The following is a 17,210-nucleotide window of genomic DNA, read 5'->3' on the forward strand; positions in this document are numbered from 1 at the left end:
GGAGCTATGAACGAGGAGCTGAACATTATGCCAAATAAGTCCATTGTGTTGATTGATGGGGTGTGTCATCTTTGCCAAGGTTTGATTCGTTTCATCATCCCGCGTGATCCCAAGGCTAAATTTCTATTCGCCCCTTTACAAAGTGAAATTGCCGCTAAGCTAATGAGTGAGGCTGGACTTCAACCTGGGCAGTTGAACACAGTTGTATTGCTGGAGAACGGTGTGTATTATACAGAGTCGGCTGCTGTACTGCGGATTGCACGTAGATTGAGATGGCCTTGGCCTGCTGCGTATTTCTTTATTGTAGTGCCGCGCCCAATACGGAACATCCTTTACCGCTATGTTGCAAGGAATCGTTACCGTTGGTTCGGGCGCGATGAGCAATGTCTGCTCCCAACACCGGAGATCAAACAAAGATTTATGTAATCCGGGATTTGGCTAGATGTTATAATGTAACCATAATTTGGTATAGTTAAGGACGTTTAGCGAGGGGTGAAGGGAGATGTTGCGAAAGGCAGGACTTTATCTATTAATAGTTATGCTAGCTTCTTTAGGTACGATGGGAACGGTATCCGCAGATGCTAAGCTCAAGGTAATGGTGAATAATTCGAACGTGAATTACGGCGTGCAAATCGTCTCTGGACAGACGATGGTTCCGCTGAAGGCTTTTGAGAGCTTCAAGAATACTTCTATTCAGTGGGAAGCCCGTACAAAGCAAGTAACGATCGTTAGAGACTCCGTGAAGATTAAGCTTGCTGTGGGTTCTCGAACGGCGTGGAAGAACTCCGAATCTGTACAACTGGATGCACCTGCTAGCATCATGGATGGAAGAGTTACGGTGCCGCTGAGATTTATTGCGGAAGCTCTTGGAGCAAGAGTAACGGTAGATGCTACTACGAATACTATCTGGGTTCAGGAACGTGCAAATGCGAAGCTTGTGCAGAATTATAATAGTAGGGACTTGGTAGTTTCCCGCATTGCTGCTTTACAATTCCCGGTTGAAGAAAGAGAACCGTCCCAATTAACGGGTGATAATGAATCGTTGTCTATATCGTATTATTTTCCTGAAGGCAGATCTGATGGATATTTCATAATCTATGGGCATTTTGTATCGTATTATGAGATTAAAGACAACATTAGAACAGTCGTATGGGAAGCAGATCTGGACAATTCGAAAGAGGCTGATAAAAAAGATTTTACCGCGATATTCGGACACCCCATTGCGAAGGAATATGGTAAAACCCCTGTTTTAGCCCCATCCTATGCCTATTATTATACGAGTGTATGGGGAAGTCAGATTATTTGCGGAATCGTTAATGCGGATGGAACGACTAAAGTATCAGGGAAGTCGCTGAACTGGGAGAACAACAAGCCCTTTATCGTGGCTATTCCCGGCGAGACCAAGCTTTAAGCGCTATACAAGTCATATAAAATATGGAGATGAATTATGAATAAAGGGAAGCCCAAGGGATTTATGCGTTTTGATTGGCCTTTTCATTTTGTGACGATGCCGCTTGCGCTAATTTTGTTTGTGTGGTCGGCGATTTATGCTGTTCAAGAGATACGTGATGATGGTGCTTTAACGGTGCCACTGCTGTTATTCGGGATGTCCTTATGCTTACTTTTTGCGATTACAAGAATTAGAATATATGCGACAAAAAATCAGGACCGCGTGGTGAGAGTGGAAGAGCAGTTTCGCTATTTCCGTCTGACAGGCGAAGCTCTGAGCCCAGAGCTTGAAATAGCCCAAATTATAGCGCTACGTTATGCGGGTGATGATGAGTTTCCTACACTGTGTCAACGGGCGGTGAAGGAGAAGCTCATTCCTGCCGATATTCGGTCTGCCATTAAAAACTGGCGCGAAGATAAGATGAGAGTATAGTATCCAGCTAGTGTGCGAAAAAACTTATTGCTGCCTTCTTATATATATGCTACTATAGCTGTAAATTAAAGGAATAGTAACGGAAGCACCGTTCAATTACCGTATCCACGGTTATTGTCGGTGCTTTTTTTGCTGTCTTTTTTTGAGGAAATAATGGATTTCTTCTTATCGAAAGGAGCGTGGTTTCATGGCGGCAAGGATTGTGCTCGCAGTGCGTGAAAGTCAATATATCGAACCATTATTGCACTATCTTCATCACAGTGAGTACGGAGAAATGCTGCGTATTACGGCTTTTAGCCGAATGGATGCTTTTATCGAATTTATGAGGGGAGAAGACATCCCGGATGCTGTTGTGGGGGACTCTTCTTATATTGAGGCTTGGCTAGTAGAGGGGAAAAGCACGGTTCCATGGGCAGTTTTGAGTGAGGATGGAGGTTATCTCGGTAAGAGTGTTAAGAGTCTGGGAGGGGGAGTGATGATTGCCAAATATCAGGCGCTTCCTTCCCTCCTGGGAGCATTTCTCCAGTTATGTGAAGTTCAGAGAGGTAGAGGATCTTCTGTGCTAGATGAAACGCTGTTACTGGGGGTTGTCTCTGCTAGCGGCAACATGGGCAAAACAACGATAGCATTGAATATGGCGAAGCAGCTTGGTGAAATGGGCCTTTCGGTGTTTTATCTGAACCTTGAGAGTGTAGACAGCAGTGGGTTGTTTCTCAGAATCCCAACAGGTCATACGGCTGGACTAGAGCGGCTGCTATATGAAATAAAGGCTAATCGAGACAAGGATGAAGCGGATACGATTGAATTAGGACAATACTTCATTAGATATGATCACCTCCGAACTGCTGCTTTCAGACCAGTTATTAATGTGAAGGAAATGCTGCAGATGACTTTGCAAGATACGCTGGATTTGTTAGAGCGGCTGGTTGCGGAGAGAAACTTTGATGTTGTTATTGTGGACACCGGCAGCATCGAGGAAGAGCGTGCGAAAGCTGTGCTGCAGCGAAGTGGGATTCTACTTTGGGTCCTGAAAAATGATGATGTAAGCATGTATAAGACTATGAGATGGCTGTCGCATTGCTCCGCTCCTAACTCTGGCATGTCCCCCCATGTGATGGACAAGAGTAAATTTGTAGTGAATTTTGCAGTGGATCGTTTGGAAGAGTGGGTGCCTCCTGAAGGAATTATCATTGAAGGTGTATGTCCCTTTATCCCATCATGGACGCTGCAACACCGTGAGGAGCTCTTTTTGAACTCTCCACAATTTCAGCAGGAGATCATGCAGTTGTGCAAGCGGATTGTAGAGCCAGCACTCCCATTAGTTTTTACAGGGAAGAATATCCATGAATGAGGAGATGTTCAGGGCGCTGCGTAGTGAGATTCGTGCAGGGCTTGATGTGACTTCTGCAGTAGGAAACCGTGAACTTACTGGGTTTATCGAACGAACGATTCTAGAAAGTGAAAGCCTCCGTTACTTAACAGCACAGGAGAAGCATGAGTTAGTTAAGAGACTATTTGACTCCTTCCGAGGATTGGATGTGCTTCAGCCATTAGTGGATAATCCGGCGATCACGGAGATTATGATCAATAGTCATACTGAGATTTTTATAGAAGAGGAGGGTCAGATTCGTCGTCTTCCTTTGGAATTTGAGTCCAGCAGCAGGCTGGAAGACATTATCCAAACGGTAGTATCCGGTGTTAACAGGGTAGTAAATGACTCCTCTCCTATCGTTGATGCCCGGTTGAAGGATGGATCCCGTGTGAATATTGTACTTCCGCCAGTCTCACTGAAGGGACCAGCGATGACCATACGTAAATTCCCGGAGAAGCCGATGACGATGAATGAATTGGTAAGTCGTGAAGCTTTAAGTCAGGAAGCAGCAGAGCTACTGCAAATCTTAGTAGCTGCTAAATACAACATTTTTATAAGCGGGGGAACGGGCTCGGGGAAGACCACCTTTCTAAATGCGTTATCTCAGTTTATCCCTTCACAGGAGAGGGTCATCACAATAGAAGATTCTGCTGAGCTACAGATTGTAACGGTGCCAAATCTTGTTTCCCTGGAGACTAGGAACGCGAATACGGAAGGTAAAGGGGAGATTTCCATTCGAGATTTGATTCGTTCTTCGCTGCGGATGAGACCCAATCGAATTGTTGTGGGTGAGGTACGGGGAGCGGAATGCCTCGATATGCTACAGGCGATGAACACTGGACACGATGGAAGCTTATCCACAGGGCATAGTAACAGCGCGCACGATATGGTCAGTCGACTGGAGACGATGGTGTTAAGTGCTGCGGACCTGCCAGTAACGGTTGTTCGTCAGCAGATCTCATCGGCGATTGATATATTCGTACACTTATCCAGGCTCCGTGATCGTTCTAGGCGAGTGATGGAGATTAGTGAGGTTGCAGGCCTGAAAGATGGAGAAGTGGTCTTGAACCCTCTATATGAATTTCGAGAGTCCGGTGAACGAGAGGGCCGGGTACAAGGAGGGCTGGTTTCTTGCGCAAACCCGCTTATGCATACAGCAAAGCTTAGAATGGCTGGTGTAACCTCCTATCCGTTATCACAGGCTGGATTCTGAATTCTAAAAGGGGGAAGAGGTAGTGTTTAAGATTAAGTTTGCTGCTGAAAAACCTAAGAAAGCTGATTCCAGAGGCCATTCATTATTGCCGGATTATACGGTATACGAGTTGACCTTGATACAGAAAACTCTGGCTATTGCAGTAGGTGGTTTGCTGCTGTTTGGAGTGGGATATCTTTTTTATCATCAATGGATACTGTCGTTACTACTTATGCCAGGTGGGCTGTATGCACCTCGTATGCTGCGTAATTATTTGCTGAAAAGACGCCGAAGTATGCTTAATTTACAGTTTAAACAGACGTTATTTTCATTGTCTTCCTCACTCTCAGCAGGGCGATCGGTCGAGAATGCTTTCCGGGAAGCGGTCCAAGACTTACGTATGCTGGACCCGGAGGGGGGTGGCGATATGATCTCGGAGCTAAATATTATCTGTACACGCATGGAATACGGTCAGCCAGTGGAGGAAGCGCTTCGGGATTTCAGTGAAAGAGCAGGAATGGAAGATATTGAGCGGTTCGCTGACGTGTTCACTGTATGTAAACGTACAGGCGGCGATCTGGTAGAAGTAGTGCGCCGTACGTCTACGATTATTGGAGAGAAGCTGGATATTCAGCAAGATATTACTGTAAGCATTTCACAGAAGAAATTCGAAGCGAAAGCGCTGTTAATATCTCCACTAATTATGGTGATCTTTATGAGTTTGACTGCAGGAGACTATATGCAGCCCATGTACACAGGAGCGGGTATAGCCATATCGACGCTTGCATTAGTAGCTTTGTTTTTATGTTATCTCTGGACAACTAAAATAATGGACATTCCGCTGTGAAGGGGATGAAATCATGCGATGGCTATGTGCAGTAGTCACTATATTTTTACTTGTTGTCTGGGCTCTGTTACGAATTAAATGTGGAAAAAGATATGACGGATTAAGAGAACTTCCTATGGAAGGATTACGACTTCGGAAGCTGGGTGAACCGCTGTTGCTGCTCATTGAGAAAACCGGCATTGTCAGTCGTTTTCCATCATTGATGTTCAGGATTCAACGTTCCCTGCAGCGAAGTTATGGGATGCGTTACAGTGCAGAACGAACCCTGTTGTTCATGGGTGAGATGCTTAGCTACAGTTGGTTGCTTCTTGTGGGTGGAAGTTTGATCACAGGCTTTAGCGGCGATCAGACAGGTCTGATTCTAGGTTTTTTCTTGGCGGTAGCTCTACCAGCTGCTATGGTGAGTGATTTACATAAAAAGGTGAGGGTGAGAGAGCAGAATATTATGCTCGAGCTACCAGAACTTCTGAACAGCATTGTATTGCTGGTAGGAGCAGGTGAGACTGTGCAACGGGCGATTATCCGCTGTGTGGAAAGCCACCGAGGTGATGTTAATCACCCATTGTATAAGGAGCTTAGGATCATGACCAGTGAATGGGAAGGAGGGTATTCATTTCAGCAGGCATTCGAGAATTTTAGCAAGAGATGTGCAGTGCAGGAGGTATCGTTGTTCACGACGACGGTTCTTCTGAATTATCGCAGAGGTGGAGCGGATTTTGTGTTATCGCTACGCGATCTCTCGCGGATGCTGTGGGATAAACGGAAAGCTATCAGCCGAACGCGAGGGGAGCAAGCTTCCTCTAAACTAGTCTTTCCGATGGTAGTTATCTTTTTAATAGTAATTGTACTGGTGGGAACGCCAGCATTCATGATGTTAAAAATGTAGGAGGGTGAAACTAATGATGACGACAATGTTGGGTAGCGTGAAGAATTTTTGGAAGGACGAGGAAGGCCTGGGGACACTGGAAATGATTCTGATTATTGCAGTGCTGATTGCGGTCGTTCTTTTGTTTAAGGACAAAATTCAGGAAGTAGTGGAGGCTTTGATTAAAACTGCGGGAGAAAAGAGCCAGGAAGTATTCGAGTGAATAAGCTTAAGGACGATCGAGGCAGCTTTACTATTGAAGCTTCAATTCTACTACCAATGGTCATGTGTATTACAATGCTTCTTCTGTTCTTCTGTTTGTATAGCTACCAGAAATCTATGCTCCTGCAAGTGGCCTCAGGGGCTACTGAGCGTGCGGCTTACAATTGGGACAACAGCCACAAAGAGGTTTCTGGCTCCTATGCTGCAGGTGAGTATGACTCCCTTTATTGGAGAATTGGAGACGATGCTTTGCTAGCCTCTTTATTCGGCGGAGAAGCTGGAAGTGATGGCGCGACAATAGAGCTACCTGGTGAAGTGTCAGAGGAAAGTGATCTACCAGTGCTTAAACTCAGACATTCGTCCTCTATGATTCCGAATAATATGCCGGGAAATTTGAACTACGCATATTCACTTGCAGGACGGAAAGTAAGTGCTGAATTAAATCGTCTACTGCACTTACCTGTACTTGATGAAGTTTTGTCTGATGAGGCAAAGCCAACTGTAAAAACTCAATCTATCATCGCTGAGCCTGTTGAGTTTATCCGTACGGTCGACCTGATGCGTTACTTCGGGGCTAAGTTCAAGGGAGGTTCAGAGGGTACTAGTGGGTCTGGAGTCCACATGGAGAAGAAGGATGCATCCGCGATGATGACCAAGCTTCAGGATAAGTGAATATTTCCTTGCTAATGGATCTTGTATCTATTGAAGGTAGGGATAAGGAGGGAGGTTTTGATGAGGAGCATCTTTACCAGTTGCCTTGTTAGCGGTAAGAGTCGAAAGAAACAGAGGCAGGGTAAAGGCAAAACGGAAGGTTCAGTCTCAATTTTTTTAATTATGGTACTGGCTTTCGTCTTTTTATTTACCGCTGTGCTGATTGACTATGCGCGGATTGCTGCCTTCAATGTTCAGGAGGAACGTTTAGCGAGGGCTAGCGTTCGCTCTGTAATGTCATCTTACGATGTTGAGCTACGAGAAAAGTATGGTTTATTCGCCTTTGGAGAGAGTGACGGGGATATGCTGCTGTCTCAGGTACTCAATGATAATATGCATAAAAGTGGTAGGAGTGACGCGTTCAATCTTGTACCCTTCGCTTTGGAATCGTCGTCTTTGAAATGGAGCAGGCCGCTGGGTAGCTATGATGTTGTGAGTCGACAAATACTGGAGGAAATGAAGTATAAGGCTCCGGTGGATTTTGCTTTGGAATTGGCAGGTAAATTCAAGCCGATGTCAGGAGTAATGGCAGAGGCCTCACGGGCTACTGAACTACTCAGTAAGCTACAGCCGTTATATGACGAGCGAGAAGAGGCTTTGGATCTTATGTTAGAGCAGAGAAGCCTGGCTGCGGAGAGTGGAAGAAGGTTACTTCAATGGATTATGAATCCGCCTGCAGAATCCATTTCTGCCAGTTCACTCGGAAGTATGCAATCGGCGGCGGATATTCCCGCACAGTATAGTGACTATCTTGGGAAATATTACGATGATCTTTATCGTGATAGTAAAAAGCCTGCAAAGTACACTTATCAATTGTCTCTCTACCGGAGTCGAACTACTGAAATGTTATCGCGGCTTCCTGCCTTATTAACAGCTTTTCGTGAAGACCATGAAAGATCAATGGAGGGAGCGAATAAAGCGTTAAAGAAGGCAGAGCAATTGAATGACGAGATGAGAAATATATTGGAACAGTCACGAATGGAGGGGGTGGATCTATCAAATGATCCTGCTAATGACTGGGATATTCCGGCGAGCTCAGGAGAGATAAGCTCAGACCCGCTTAAAAAGTTGCGTGAGCAGGAAGATGCACTGATTCTCTCCTCAACTGATCTAAGTCAGATGGAGAATAGTATATCTATGCAGCAAAGTTCTTACGAGCCCATTGAACCTATCGTAACAGGAATGTCGGGTGTGCTGTATGAAGCTTTGAGTGAATATGGTGACTCCTATCAAATGATCTCTTCTGTTCTTGAAGCTTCACGCGTAGTGAATAACTATCTACAGAATTACGGTAAGAAGGGAAGTATTATCGTTAGTGATTTGGCTTTAATCGAACAGCACCGTAGCTCGGATAAAGAGCGTAAGCAATTGGAGAGAGAAGCAAAATCGAAGCTGGGTGAAGCGAAAGCGTTACTTGATAAGATTCGAATGATGGGTAACGGAGTGACAGATTCTCTGAAAAGCTATGATACACTTCGTCAATATTACGAGGAGAATATTGCTTTTAATAAGGAATTAGTATCAGATCCACTTGTTAAATCTGAAGTCAGCACTAACCCGTATACTGCTGGGAGTTCGGCGATGGAGGATATGGACGGAATCTATGCAGCGATGGGTGGCATTATGGGAGGGGCTAGAGATAGACTTTTTCAAACGGAGTATTCTGCTCTCTATTTTCAACATTTTGATGTTTCCAAGTTAGCTACTCTAGCACAAGGTTCTGAGGGCACAGCCGAACTTACAGACCAGCTTAATCCTAAAGCGCAAGAGCTGGAATACATTCTTTACGGATTTCATAATCCCGCTGGAAATGTAGCCGCAGCGTATGCTGAAATATTTGCCATGCGGCTGTCTATTCGAACGATGGAAGGTTTTATTGAGAAGGCAAGTTTAGGAAACCCATTGGCTGTTCTGGCCGCAGCACTGTTGTATGGGATCCAGCAAGCTATTCAGGACATGTTGTTACTCTGTGAGAAAGATTCCATACCACTGTCTAAATATTTACCGGCCCAGCTGACTTATCGTGATCATTTGCGTCTGTTCATGACGCTGCATGGAGGCGGGAATGTTCAATTATCTCGGATGCTGGCTCTCATTCGACTGAACACAGGAATAAATCCAGATGAAAGAAGTACGTATGTCTCATCGAATATTAAGCTTGGAATGCGACTATGGTTTCTACCGGGTGTTGTGAAGCTATTGGACTATAGCGCTGGGTATTCTGGAGAAGTGCAAGGCAGTACATATATGAGAGCAGTGCAGGCTGATTTTTCATACTAGCAGGAGGTTGGTAAGGATATGGGGGACGGGTACCGGATTAGGAGGAAGACGCAGGAAGAAGGCAGCATGGTAGTAGAAGCGGCGATGGTACTTCCGATCTTCCTATTGTTTGTTTTGTTCCTAATTTCTATCGTACAGATGACCTTGTATTCAACAGCCTTACAAAGCACAGCATCTGATACTGTGAAATCTATTTCAACGCATATGTACCCGGCAGCTTTGGCTGTGCAGAAATGGGGAGCAACAAGCGAAGCTGGCGCTAATCCAGTGAAGGATGGCACCGACCTATCCGCTGGCAATCAAGCCGAATCGAATTGGACGATTCCTCGCTTGTCACTTACAGATTGGGGCAGTAGTTATGCAATGTCATTACCTAAGCCGCTGAATGAGTGGGTCATGTCAGCTTTAGAGAAGGGCGAGGGACCTCTGCAGAAGCTACAGGCTGAGACCTCAGAAAGTGTACTGGATCTAGCGATAAAACCCCTATTAAAGCCGTATCTGTCATCAGACTTACTGGATTATGATCGAATTCATGTATCCAACATTATCGTGCCTGAGTTTAAGAAGGGTACCCGACCTTACTTTGGATTGGTGGTTAGCTATGAGCTGCCGATGAAGGTTCCCTTTCTAAACCAACGCATTGTACTTGAGGCAAGTGCTGTTGAACGTCTTTGGATCGGGGATACAGGAAAGGGTACAAATAAGGGCAATGACGGCACTGGTCAACCAGAGGATTTTATTAAGATTTTGGAGAAACCGAATCCAGCTGTAGCCAATAAGCAAGGCAAAGTTCGTGCTAAAATTCCGCCGAATGCTTCCGCTAGCTTATCCGTTTTTTATAAAAGCGGGGGAAGCACTGCTAAATATTTAGGCTGGAAACAAGCGGATGCGGACGGATATATCGAGTGGGAGTGGAAAATTGGTGTGAATACCACACCGGGCTCGTGGCCATTTGTAATTCAGCTCGATGACGGTAGATCTATTGAGGTGATGTTCACAGTAGTGAAATGAGTGAAGGGGAAAGGAGTGTAATCCATGGCGGAGTGGGCCTTCTGGGGATGTCTGCCGTTTCTGGTAGCTGCATTTATTACGGATATAAAGTCGATGAGAATACCAAACTGGATCACTGTCTCAGGCTTGCTTGCTGGTCTGCTTGCTCAAGCGCTGATGAACGGCTGGGATGGACTGCTTAAGGCTGGTGTGGGTGCCGCTGCAGGATTTGCAGTGCTTCTAATTATGCATTTGATAGGGGCGGTTGGTGCAGGGGATGTTAAGCTTTTTGCCGGGATTGGGGCGTGGACAGGAATGCTATTTACATTGCAGGTCGTGATGTACTCCGTACTGTTTGGGGCCTTGATAGGCTGGCTAATTGTCTTAAAGAGACGGGAGACAGGCAGGCGTACGCGTAAGATCTTTAACACAATTTCCGGATTTATATTATTGAAGAGTTCATTCCTATTAAGAAATAAAGATAATGAGCTGTTGAGATTTCCCTTTATGCTGGCTGTATTCCCTGGTACCATTTGCGCTTATCTTTATTTTTAAAATAGGAGGTGGTGATGCTTGTTGTACGGATTATCCCGTGACTTTATGCAGCAGGACGGTATATATATGATGCTTGGCGAACCAGAAGGAATGCCGGTGGGTAAGCTTAATATGGTTCAAGCTCGTATGCTGATGAACACTGACATTCCTCATCATTTAAGGTTGTTACTTAGGGAAATTGATTTAAAGGTTACGATGGAATATGCTGTTCTGCGTAAAAAAATGCTCAGTCATTTGCTCAAAAGTGAGAAGTTGAACATGACCACATTTTTTGGATTACTTCTACAAATTGCGCAAGGGATGGAAGATGGCAGGTTATATATGCTTCGGGCGGATCAGTATGCTTTGCATGAAGATTATATTTTTATTGAAGGATCATTGCAGAGTGGTAAGGTATATCTCACCTATATCCCTGTTCAGGGGAATGAGCCTGCTTCTAGGCTGGGAGAGTCCCTCAAATCGCTGATCATGGTGATGATGGCTTCTATCACAGAGCTTACTGGCAGTGGTGTTCAAAGAGTGCTGCAATACTGTGGGGAAGAAGAATTTACACCAGCGGGCTTAAAGGGTCTTCTCTCAGAGCTGTTGACAGAGGGCGACTCTAGTAGAGGACAATTCAGTAATAACGCAGAAATGGCATACACATCACCTAAGTTGACAGAAGTACGTCCGGCAGAGCCTGAAAGACGAATGCAAGAGAGAGTAAGGGAACTGTTTGTGAATGAGGTACCTGCTCCCCAGAAAAAAATGAGTGAGCGGAACGAGGATAAGGGTCTGCGTACGCAGCAGAATTCAGCTCCGTGGTTAAATAGCTATTCCAGTCCGAATCTTAGGGTGAAAGAAGAGGAAAGGTCTCTTCGGTCTACAGACTATAATAAGTTGACGAATTCACAACCCTCAAGCTCAAGAACCTATATTATTCTAGGTTGCTTATTGGGTGATGCATTATTATGGAAATTCCTATATTTGAATAACCCAAAACCGTTATGGCTAGCCGTTTGTGGGATCGCAACGATTGCCTTGGCTACTTTTAGCTGGATGGTATGGAGCGAAAGGATTAGGTTTGGAAGTGACGAAGAAAAGGAACATACGAGTGAGGATTCTGAAGATACAAACCGGAGTCCGAATCGAAGAGAACTGGAGTGGGATTTCGGTAGGAATCCTGTGACCACTGTGCGTCCAGCAGCATCGATTCCAAAGGGAGATCAGCATCCATCAGACCCTTTATCTAACATTCTGTCTGTGCTATCTGAATCAAGGAAAGAGGAGGATAGTTCTGGAATACCACCAGGTCCAATAGCCCCAACCGCTTTATTATCACGGGAGGTAGCACCTGAGCAAGGCAAACGAAATGAGAAGCTAGCTCGAAATGTTCCTTATCTCAAAAGAAGCGATGAGGAAGAGGCAGAGTCGGAAACCATAGCGTTAAACCGAACTAGCTTTATCATTGGCCGATCGGCAGAAGTAGCTCAGTATGTAGAAAGATCAGAAGGAGCTTCAAGAGTACATGCGGAGATATCTAGGAGCCCAAGCGGATACGTACTTAAGGATCTCGACTCCAGAAATGGAACGCTTTTTCAAGGCGAAGCCATGATCCCTTACAAAGAGTACCCGCTGTCAGAGGGGACCGTATTTAAGATTGTAAAAGGAAGTTACACATTCCACATGGGATGAAGAGTACAAGCAAAGAATGTTAATTTCTGCTATTTTTGGCTTTTTAAATCTTCTAAAGCGGTTTGAAGTGTGGGGAAGGTAAAGATAAAGGCATGTTCTAATGCCGCCGATGGGAGAACGCGTTGTCCTTTGAGCAAGATCTCAGACAATTCACCTACTGCTGTTTTTAACAGGATGGCGGGTAGTGGGAACCAATGCGGCCGTTTGTATACTTTGCCAATCGTTCTACCGAACTCTTCGTTCGTAACCGGGTGTGGCGCAGTCGCATTAACAGGTCCGTAGATGGTGGGATTTTGAATACAAAAATCGATCAGACGAACGATATCGGTCAGGTGAATCCAGGATACCCACTGGTTTCCCGCGCCGATGTTACCACCAAAGCCCAGTAAATAGGGAAGCTTCATCTTGGGGAATGCTCCGTTTCGGTTACCGAGCACAACCCCAGTACGCAACTTGATCATACGGATATTCTTGTATATTTCATCTGAAGCTTCTTCCCATGTCTTAACCACGTCAGAAGGGAAGTCCATGACATGGGCTGGTGATGATTCACTAAAGGTATCTTGCAAAGAGGTTCCGTAAATAGCTACAGCGGACGCCTGAATGACTACAGAAGGTTTGTGTTTCAAACGGTCGAGTAGCTTAGCAGCAGCGGAAACGGCCCAAAGACGGGATAGCATAATTGCTTTTTTGCCGCTCTGACTCCAACGTTGGCTGAGAGAGGCTCCAGCAAGATTGACCAAAGCGTCCGCATTTTCCACGGGTGTTGAATCAGCGTGTAGGCTGTCCCATGTGTGGTAACTCAGCTTAGGATGATATGGCGCAGCTTTAGGTAGATTGCGACCGACGATTGCAACTTCATTGCCTGCTAGTAGCCAGTATTTTGCTAGTTCGCTGCCAATAAAACCGGTGCCGCCACATATCACATATTTCATAAGGTGGGCCTCCGTTCTGAACGCGACATTTGATTAGCAATCACTTAAACAAATGCTGGTAAGCAGAGTAGTCGATTTTATTCTTTTCAAGAAAATTGACGAGGAAACGATTGTCACGCCGTGGTGTGGCGACTATGTAACCTTTAATGCAGTGATCACGAGTAACCTCTTTTGCATTACTTTCCACAGCGATCTTACCGATCTCGGCAGCAATGGAATGTTTGGCGATATCGCGAAAAGGGCTAGGCACAGGCTGAACAAGCTGGTCTAAGAAAGCTTTTGATTCATCACTCCAGAGTGAACGGCTACGTTCTACCCAGTAATTTTGCCAGTCCAGCTTTGATTTTCCATCAGCTTTTGGCAACACCTTTAGGAATTTCCGGAACATAAAAAAACCGCCGATACACATGGAACCCAGCAGCATAAATGTCCAGAAAGCGATAGAGTTCATGAACCAATTGCTCGGTGTTGCGGATAATAAACCAAGTCCTGATTGGATAGACATGCATACACCACCTTTTGGCAATGAGTATTCTCACATAATTTAATCTCATATTAAAGTATAGCTTATTTCCAAAGTTTTGCGAAGCAGAACCCAGCATATTGACCTTGTCTAGATTTATTTTTCTGATCACGGTAGAATAGGGGGTAATTCGTGAAGGAAAGAGGGAAGAAGTATGCTGAAAATAGGTTCACACGTGTCTTGCTCGGACAAGGGTCTTTTGACCGCAGCAAATGAAGCAAATGAGTATGGTTCCAGCTCATTTATGATATATACAGGAGCGCCACAGAACACGCGCCGCAAGCCGATTGATGCCATGTATCCGGTTGAAGGAAAGCAAGCAATGAAAGAAAACGGTGTGGAGGAGATTGTCGTCCACGCACCTTACATTATTAATCTCGCTTCCTATAAAGAGAACACGTATCAGTTGGCCGTTGATTTCTTACAAGAGGAAATCCGCCGTACGCATGCGCTTGAGGTCAAGCATATCGTATTACATCCAGGTGCATTCACTGATAAGGATGCAGAATACGGTATTCAGCGGATTGCAGATGGCCTTAATGAGGTTCTTGGGGGAACCAATGAAACGGAAGTTCATATCGCCCTAGAAACTATGGCTGGTAAAGGAACAGAGATCGGGCGCAGCTTCGAGGAGATTGCTTCTATTATTGATAAGGTTGAACATAACGAGCGTTTGTCCGTATGTCTTGATACTTGTCACATTCATGATGCTGGCTATGATATCGTTAATGATTTGGATGGCGTTCTAAACAAGTTTGATGAGATTATCGGCTTGAATCGTCTTGGGGTTATCCATATCAATGACAGCAAAAATCCATGTGGAGCAGGTAAAGACCGTCACACTCCAATTGGTTCGGGTTGGATCGGTTTTGATACGATTAACAAAATCGTCCATCATGAGAAATTGACAGGTCTGCCATTCATTCTTGAGACGCCATGGGTTGGTAAAGATGCGAAGAAACAGCGTCCGATGTATGAGGTAGAGATTGCTTTGCTCCGTGGTAACGTAGCGGAACGATTTGGACCGGAGTTTATAGAGGATGTTGAAAAACTGCGTGAGTTTTTTGCTAATAAGGAGATCGATTCCCGTCAATTTGTGCTTAATGTCTGGGAGATTCTGAAGAACGATGCCAAGGCTAAAAAAGCTGATCCACGTGAACCGCTGGAGCGTCTATATGATGAAGTCATCGCTGCCGAGCTGTTCCCGCAATTGAGCGAGGAAGCCATTAATCATCGCTTGATTGCATGGTTAGCAGGCAAGTAAGTGCTCGTTCACGCATAAGTTAGACTTCAGATTGCACATGTAGATGAGAGGATGGGATGAGGATCATGGAATTACACGTAAAAAGAAACAATTCGTCAGGTGTTGAGTCTTATTCCAACCGGGCGCGTATGCTCATTTCTTGTCCTGACGGACCGGGAATCGTGGCGGCTGTATCACACTTTCTGTATCAGCATGGCGCGAATATTGTGCAATCGGATCAGTACACAATGGATCCAGATGGCGGAATGTTCTTCATGAGAGTTGAGTTTGACCTTCCCGAATTAGGAGATCGTCTGGAAGAGATACGTTCTTTGTTCGGCGGGGTGGCTGAACGTTTCAAGATGAACTGGAAAATTTTCAATGTTCGTCATAAGAAAAGATTAGCCATATTTGTCTCTAAAGAAGACCATTGTCTTGTGGAGCTGCTCTGGCAGTGGCAAGCTGGTGATCTAGAAGCCGACATCGCTCTCGTCGTGAGCAACCATTTGGATATGAAATCGTATGTCGAGTCCTTCGGCATTCCTTTTCACCATATTCCAGTTACAGCTGATACTAAGGCTGATGCGGAAAGACGTCAGCTTGAGGTCATCGGAGACGACATTGATGTTATAATTCTGGCTCGGTATATGCAGATTATCTCACCGTCGTTTATTGAGCACTATCGCCACCAAATTATTAATATTCATCACTCCTTCCTGCCAGCCTTTATTGGCGGTAATCCTTACGCTCAAGCGTACCAACGCGGGGTAAAGATTATCGGAGCAACTGCTCACTATGTTACAGAAGAGCTTGATGGTGGCCCGATTATTGAACAGGATGTACAGAGGGTTAGTCACGGTGATGATGTCATCGAGTTGAAGCGGATTGGACGCACCATTGAGCGGGTTGTTCTGGCTCGTGCGGTGAAGTGGCATATCGAAGACCGGATCCTCGTCCATCAAAATAAGACCGTAGTGTTTAAATAAAAAGGTTGTTTTTCGGTGAAAGCCTACGGTATAAACCTGAGTGCTTTCACCGGAACCCTATAATCTAATAGTTTTCTAAATCTCTACAGGTAAAAAAAGCATTTTACCAGCAGCTTGGCTATTTACGCCAAGTTGCTTTTTGTCGTTTTTCAAAACTGTGTTTTTGAGGAGGTGGAAGGCTTGGCTTTACAGCGCGGGCAACTGTTAAAACGCAACTATTTCTTCGCAAGTCTCATTCTGATTACTGGAGTTGGCGGACTGCTGGGCTATGATCTTTATTTCAAGCCCTACGTGCTCTCCCGAACCGTGGTCAAAATTAAGGTGGAAGGCGGGGAGCTTCTTCCCAAAAATTATGAGCTGAAAGCAAGTGATTTATATCTGGATTCTGTTCAGACCAAGGATATACCTTCGGGTGTAATTACAGAAATCGCACAAGTGGAGCATAAAATTACGAATGTAAATCTGACCAACGGAAGTATTTTGACGGCATCCTTAGTGGATGTTAGTGATTTAGAACCCCTCAAGGACGAAGGGATTTTTCCTATACCGAAGGAGGCGATCTATGCCATCAATGGTTCACTGCGCAGCCGGGATAAGGTAGATATTTATCTTGTTGATGGAGACCGAGAGAGGCGGAGTGAATCGCTTAGCCCAAACAAGAAGGAAGAGGAAGAACTGATCGTGCAGAGCCCAATTAGTGAACCTGCAAAGGAGGTGTTTATATCTGGAGTCACCGTGAATTATGTGCGAACAGAAGACAATAATGATGTGCTGGATTCAGAAAAGGGAAACAACAATAATCGGTTCACTTCGACTGGCAAGGTGGCGACACCAGAATTGAAGCTGAAGAAAAGTGATGGACAACAGCTAGGACAATTTTTGGAGCAGGGAAAGAAGCTGTGGATCGTACGGGTCGAGTAGGAGGGAAGAGTC

General features: G+C 45.1%; 18 protein-coding genes. 16 read left to right on the forward strand and 2 right to left on the reverse strand.

The annotated features are described in order from the left end of the window. Positions 1–6 precede the first annotated feature (6 nt). From MKY99_RS05955 to MKY99_RS06015, 13 genes are all read left to right on the forward strand, one after another. Positions 7–426 (forward strand): thiol-disulfide oxidoreductase DCC family protein, encoded by a 420-nt coding sequence (locus MKY99_RS05955; protein WP_339269273.1) that lies wholly within the window; start codon positions 7–9, stop codon positions 424–426. A gap of 76 nt (positions 427–502) precedes the next feature. Further along, positions 503–1,411 (forward strand): copper amine oxidase N-terminal domain-containing protein, encoded by a 909-nt coding sequence (locus MKY99_RS05960; protein ID WP_339269275.1) that lies wholly within the window; start codon positions 503–505, stop codon positions 1,409–1,411. Positions 1,412–1,447: 36 nt separating this feature from the next. Next, positions 1,448–1,882, forward strand: a complete 435-nt coding sequence (locus tag MKY99_RS05965; protein ID WP_339269277.1) for a DUF6526 family protein — start codon at positions 1,448–1,450, stop codon at positions 1,880–1,882. A gap of 187 nt (positions 1,883–2,069) precedes the next feature. Next, positions 2,070–3,233 carry a hypothetical protein gene (locus MKY99_RS05970; protein ID WP_339269279.1) on the forward strand — a complete coding sequence of 388 codons (1,164 nt, stop codon included), beginning with the start codon at positions 2,070–2,072 and terminating at the stop codon, positions 3,231–3,233. Further along, complete coding sequence (locus MKY99_RS05975) at positions 3,226–4,467, forward strand: CpaF family protein (RefSeq protein WP_339269281.1); 1,242 nt, start codon at positions 3,226–3,228, stop codon at positions 4,465–4,467. The genes MKY99_RS05970 and MKY99_RS05975 overlap by 8 nt, the downstream gene beginning before the upstream one ends. A gap of 31 nt (positions 4,468–4,498) precedes the next feature. Further along, entirely contained in the window at positions 4,499–5,293 is a 795-nt protein-coding gene (locus MKY99_RS05980) for a type II secretion system F family protein (protein WP_339271512.1), read from the forward strand. Between the two features lie 13 nt (positions 5,294–5,306). Then, positions 5,307–6,179 (forward strand): type II secretion system F family protein, encoded by an 873-nt coding sequence (locus MKY99_RS05985; RefSeq protein ID WP_156113061.1) that lies wholly within the window; start codon positions 5,307–5,309, stop codon positions 6,177–6,179. A gap of 13 nt (positions 6,180–6,192) precedes the next feature. Continuing rightward, the gene (locus tag MKY99_RS05990; RefSeq protein ID WP_042185540.1) at positions 6,193–6,381 is read left to right on the forward strand and encodes a Flp1 family type IVb pilin; all 189 of its coding nucleotides are present in this window, start codon (positions 6,193–6,195) and stop codon (positions 6,379–6,381) included. After that, the gene (locus MKY99_RS05995) at positions 6,378–7,052 is read left to right on the forward strand and encodes a TadE family protein (RefSeq protein ID WP_339269284.1); all 675 of its coding nucleotides are present in this window, start codon (positions 6,378–6,380) and stop codon (positions 7,050–7,052) included. The genes MKY99_RS05990 and MKY99_RS05995 overlap by 4 nt, the downstream gene beginning before the upstream one ends. A 60-nt stretch (positions 7,053–7,112) precedes the next feature. Then, a complete protein-coding gene (locus MKY99_RS06000; RefSeq protein WP_339269285.1) occupies positions 7,113–9,371 on the forward strand; it encodes a hypothetical protein in 2,259 nt (752 codons plus the stop codon). 18 nt (positions 9,372–9,389) lie between these two features. Further along, the gene (locus tag MKY99_RS06005; RefSeq protein WP_339269287.1) at positions 9,390–10,382 is read left to right on the forward strand and encodes a TadE family protein; all 993 of its coding nucleotides are present in this window, start codon (positions 9,390–9,392) and stop codon (positions 10,380–10,382) included. Positions 10,383–10,406: 24 nt separating this feature from the next. Then, positions 10,407–10,916 carry a prepilin peptidase gene (locus tag MKY99_RS06010; protein ID WP_339269289.1) on the forward strand — a complete coding sequence of 170 codons (510 nt, stop codon included), beginning with the start codon at positions 10,407–10,409 and terminating at the stop codon, positions 10,914–10,916. An 18-nt stretch (positions 10,917–10,934) separates the two neighbouring features. Continuing rightward, positions 10,935–12,590, forward strand: coding sequence for a DUF6382 domain-containing protein (locus tag MKY99_RS06015; RefSeq protein WP_339269291.1), 1,656 nt, complete (start codon positions 10,935–10,937; stop codon positions 12,588–12,590). Positions 12,591–12,619: 29 nt separating this feature from the next. Here the strand turns inward: MKY99_RS06015 and MKY99_RS06020 are convergent, their stop codons facing one another. After that, positions 12,620–13,525: a TIGR01777 family oxidoreductase gene (locus MKY99_RS06020; RefSeq protein ID WP_339269292.1), complete on the reverse strand. Its 906-nt coding sequence runs from the start codon at positions 13,523–13,525 to the stop codon at positions 12,620–12,622. A gap of 40 nt (positions 13,526–13,565) precedes the next feature. Next, entirely contained in the window at positions 13,566–14,030 is a 465-nt protein-coding gene (locus MKY99_RS06025) for a DUF2621 domain-containing protein (RefSeq protein ID WP_042124904.1), read from the reverse strand. 172 nt (positions 14,031–14,202) lie between these two features. Between MKY99_RS06025 and MKY99_RS06030 the strand changes: the two genes are divergently transcribed. The 3 genes from MKY99_RS06030 to MKY99_RS06040 all read left to right on the forward strand — a co-directional run bounded on the left by MKY99_RS06030 (position 14,203) and on the right by MKY99_RS06040 (position 17,198). Next, positions 14,203–15,312 carry a deoxyribonuclease IV gene (locus MKY99_RS06030; RefSeq protein WP_339269294.1) on the forward strand — a complete coding sequence of 370 codons (1,110 nt, stop codon included), beginning with the start codon at positions 14,203–14,205 and terminating at the stop codon, positions 15,310–15,312. A gap of 65 nt (positions 15,313–15,377) precedes the next feature. Beyond that, positions 15,378–16,277 carry a formyltetrahydrofolate deformylase gene (purU, locus tag MKY99_RS06035; RefSeq protein ID WP_339269295.1) on the forward strand — a complete coding sequence of 300 codons (900 nt, stop codon included), beginning with the start codon at positions 15,378–15,380 and terminating at the stop codon, positions 16,275–16,277. Positions 16,278–16,457: 180 nt separating this feature from the next. Then, complete coding sequence (locus MKY99_RS06040) at positions 16,458–17,198, forward strand: SAF domain-containing protein (protein ID WP_339269297.1); 741 nt, start codon at positions 16,458–16,460, stop codon at positions 17,196–17,198. The last annotated feature ends 12 nt before the right edge of the window (positions 17,199–17,210 follow it).

The organism is Paenibacillus sp. FSL R5-0470 (assembly GCF_037975205.1).
Classification (GTDB): domain Bacteria; phylum Bacillota; class Bacilli; order Paenibacillales; family Paenibacillaceae; genus Paenibacillus_AQ.

Bases quoted from the DNA above. Each gene is read 5' to 3' on its own strand.
- MKY99_RS05955 (WP_339269273.1), top strand. From the start codon at position 7: ATGAACGAGGAGCTGAACATTATGCCAAATAAGTCCATTGTGTTGATT.
- MKY99_RS05960 (WP_339269275.1), top strand. From the start codon at position 503: ATGTTGCGAAAGGCAGGACTTTATCTATTAATAGTTATGCTAGCTTCT.
- MKY99_RS05965 (WP_339269277.1), top strand. From the start codon at position 1,448: ATGAATAAAGGGAAGCCCAAGGGATTTATGCGTTTTGATTGGCCTTTT.
- MKY99_RS05970 (WP_339269279.1), top strand. From the start codon at position 2,070: ATGGCGGCAAGGATTGTGCTCGCAGTGCGTGAAAGTCAATATATCGAA.
- MKY99_RS05975 (WP_339269281.1), top strand. From the start codon at position 3,226: ATGAATGAGGAGATGTTCAGGGCGCTGCGTAGTGAGATTCGTGCAGGG.
- MKY99_RS05985 (WP_156113061.1), top strand. From the start codon at position 5,307: ATGCGATGGCTATGTGCAGTAGTCACTATATTTTTACTTGTTGTCTGG.
- MKY99_RS05990 (WP_042185540.1), top strand. From the start codon at position 6,193: ATGATGACGACAATGTTGGGTAGCGTGAAGAATTTTTGGAAGGACGAG.
- MKY99_RS06000 (WP_339269285.1), top strand. From the start codon at position 7,113: ATGAGGAGCATCTTTACCAGTTGCCTTGTTAGCGGTAAGAGTCGAAAG.
- MKY99_RS06005 (WP_339269287.1), top strand. From the start codon at position 9,390: ATGGGGGACGGGTACCGGATTAGGAGGAAGACGCAGGAAGAAGGCAGC.
- MKY99_RS06010 (WP_339269289.1), top strand. From the start codon at position 10,407: ATGGCGGAGTGGGCCTTCTGGGGATGTCTGCCGTTTCTGGTAGCTGCA.
- MKY99_RS06020 (WP_339269292.1), bottom strand. From the start codon at position 13,525: ATGAAATATGTGATATGTGGCGGCACCGGTTTTATTGGCAGCGAACTA.
- MKY99_RS06025 (WP_042124904.1), bottom strand. From the start codon at position 14,030: ATGTCTATCCAATCAGGACTTGGTTTATTATCCGCAACACCGAGCAAT.
- MKY99_RS06030 (WP_339269294.1), top strand. From the start codon at position 14,203: ATGCTGAAAATAGGTTCACACGTGTCTTGCTCGGACAAGGGTCTTTTG.
- purU (WP_339269295.1), top strand. From the start codon at position 15,378: ATGGAATTACACGTAAAAAGAAACAATTCGTCAGGTGTTGAGTCTTAT.